At 64.2% G+C, this 3,011-nt stretch carries 2 protein-coding genes; both read right to left on the bottom strand.

Translation table 11 applies throughout. The features are described 5' to 3' along the window. Positions 1-81 (bottom strand): sugar phosphate nucleotidyltransferase (locus R6U20_RS13970; RefSeq protein ID WP_410338451.1); only part of this gene is annotated, 81 nt, incomplete at its 3' end. A 71-nt stretch (positions 82-152) separates the two neighbouring features. Then, the coding region (gene ppc, locus R6U20_RS13965) for a phosphoenolpyruvate carboxylase (protein ID WP_410338450.1) at positions 153-3,011 on the bottom strand (2,859 nt) is incomplete at its 5' end.

Here is a 3,011-nt window from a genome sequence, read left to right as displayed (position 1 = left end):
CGGAAGGAGCTGTTTGCTAAGCGCCTCGGTAGCGGGATAGAGACGCGTTCCGCGTCCGCCCGCCAGCACAATACCGCGCATGGATGATCTGTGGGGTGTGTCAGGAAGTAGTGAGAGACAAGGGTGGGTTTGGGACCTGCAATCGGCCCCGCTCACCCCGTGCTCTGCATCGCAGCGACGATGCCGTTGATGCTGAGCAGGAGGGCCTCTTGCAGCAGCGCTTCTTCATCTGCCGAGCCGTTCTCTGCCGCAGTGCGGTGGCGCTTCATCAGTTCGATCTGCACCAGGTTCAGCACATCGGTGTACGGGTTGCGCAGGCGAATCGATTTCTGCAAGACCGGACTGTTGTCGAAGAGCTCGCGTTGTCCCGTCAGGTCGAGCAGGGCCGCCTCGGCAGCGTCGAAGTCCTCGTGCAGGTGCTCGGGGAAGGGCGCATCCGGACCTTCCTCGGCGTAGGTGTCGGCAATGGCAAGCCGCGCACGGGCCATTTCGCGCTGGGCGCTGTCGAGCGCGCCCCGGAAGAACGGCCACGTGCGGTAGAGGCGCTGCAAGATCTCGCGGGCGTTGTCGTGCTGGCGCATCGCTTCGGCCATGCCAACGCCGGTGCCAAACCAGCCGGGCACGTTGAAGCGCGTCTGCGTCCACGCAAACACCCACGGGATGGCGCGCAGGTCGTCGAAGGCTACGTCGTCATCGTCGGAGCGCGAGACGGGGCGCGAGGCGATGGGCAGCTGGCTGATGTGCTCAATCGGTGTGGTCTGCGTGTACCACGACCAGAACTCGTCGTCGTCAATCAGGTCGCGGTAGGCGGTCTGGGCGGTTTCGGCAAGGGTGTCGAGCACCGCGGCCACCTCGTCGTCGTGGTGCGGCGCTTCGGGGCGGGGGAGCGCGGTGGTGGTGAGCATGGCATTTACGATCTGCTCCACATGCCGCCGGGCAATTTCGGGCAGTCCGTATCGGAACGAAATGATCTCGCCCTGCTCGGTGAATCGAATCCGCCCGTTATGCACGCTGGCGGGTAAGCCACGAATGGCCTGATGCGTGTGTCCGCCGCCGCGTCCTACGCTGCCGCCGCGTCCGTGAAAGAGGCGCTGGTCCACATCGTAATTGTTGGCGGTCTGCCCCAGCCGGTCGATGGCCTGATGCAGCGCCCAGTTCGCCATCCAGTAGCCGCCGTCTTTGTTGCTGTCGGAGTAGCCGAGCATGACCTCCTGAAAGTTGTCGCGCCCCTTCAGGTGCGGACCGTACGCCTTGTGCGTGTACAGGTCGATCATGCGCTCGTGGGCGTGCGCCAGGTCCTCGATCGTCTCGAAGAGCGGCACAAAGTCGAGCGGGGCCTGAAAGCCAGCGTCGGTGTGCGTACCCCAGCCGGTTTCCTTGGCCAGGAGCATCGGCTCCAGCACGTCGCTCACCGAGTGCGTCATGCTCACGATGTAGCTGCCTACCGCGTTGGCATCGATCTGGTGGATGGTGTGGAGCAGGTCGAACACCTCCAGCAGCGTGGCTGCATCGTCGGGCAGGTCCTCGAAGCTGCGCAGGAGCGGACGCGGATTGGTAAGCTCTTCGGTCAGAATCGCCAGCTTCTCGTCTTCGGAGAGCGCGGCGTAGTCGTCGGTTACGCCTGCGGCCTTCAGCATCGCGCCCACCGCCGACTCGTGGATCTTGCTGTGCTGGCGTACATCGAGCGCGGCCAGGTGGAAGCCAAAGGTCTGCACCAGCACGCGCACGCGGTGTAGCTGTCCGGTGGTAGCGGCATCGGCAAAGCCCTGTTCTTCCAGGCTTTCCACGAGCACATCAAGGTCGGCCAGCAAGTCGTCGGGGCGATACGCGTCGGTGCGTGGATCGAGGCGACAGGCGTCGAGCGTGTCGTAGGTGCTGGCGTCGTGGAGCTGCTCCACCTGCGCCATCATGTAGCTGACCTTTTCGCGATACGGCTCGCGGTCGTAGCGGTCGGCCAGTGCATCGGGCAGGCGGTCGTTGGCACGGTCAGTTTCCAGCGACTCGCGCAGCACGTCGGGCAGCCCGTACTGGCGGCTCGACAGGCTCAGTTCATCACGCAGGTCGGTCAGTTCGTCGTGCAGATGCACAAGCGTTTTGCGGCGCTGGCGCTGGAATGTCCACTGCGTCACGTCGGGCGTCACGTTCGGATTGCCATCGCGGTCGCTGCCGATCCAGGAGCGGTACTTCAGAAACGCAGGCACATCCGTGGTGTCGCCGTAGTGGCTGCGGAGCGCGTGCTGCACGTCTTTGTGGATACGCGGCACCGTATCCCAAATGGTGCTGTACAGGAAATAGTGGCCCTGCTGCACCTCATCGCGCACGGTGGGACGGGCGGCGCGGATTTCGTCGGTGCCCAGCAAGAAGACGATGTGCGCGTAGAGCGTGTCGAGCGCCTCGGCGCGTTCGTCGGGCGTGGCCTCGGTGGAGTGCAGCACCGTGAGCTGCTGGGCCATATCGCGCTGCTTGTGCAGCACTGTCTGGCGGCGGGCTTCGGTAGGATGCGCAGTGAGCGTCGGCTGCACGTCAATCTGATGCAGAATAGAGCCGACCTCCTCAAGCGGAACGTCCTCGTCGTGCAGCGTTTTGATGGCCGCCTCGATCGACTCGGGACGCGGTTTCGGCGTGTAGCCGTTGCTCGACCCCGGCCCGAGCGGCCAGTCTGCCGGACCCGAATGCCGCGCGCGTTCCCGGTTGATGCGAATGATCTCGCGCTGCTCCGCCTGGTTCACCAGATGAAAGAACGTGGTGTAGACATGCAGCAGGTCTTTGAGCTCTTCCGTCGACAGATCAGCCATCGCATCGGCCACCGCCTCACGCGGTGCGAGATCGCCGGTTTCGACGGCCTTCTTGCACTGTATCCGAAACTGCTCCACGCGCTCAAAGACGTCGTCGCCCAGATGCGTGCGGGTCGCCTCACCCAGCATGTGCCCGAGCAAGTTCACCTGCCGACTAAGCGGTTTCGAGATGCCGGTGCCCTCTGCTTCGATGTCGAGTCCATGCCAGCGTATCAT

The organism is Longimonas sp., from assembly GCF_046498435.1.
GTDB lineage: Bacteria > Bacteroidota > Rhodothermia > Rhodothermales > Salinibacteraceae > Longimonas.
The sequence above is the reverse complement of the archived record's forward strand: the minus strand, read 5'-3'. Positions and strand labels throughout refer to the sequence as shown.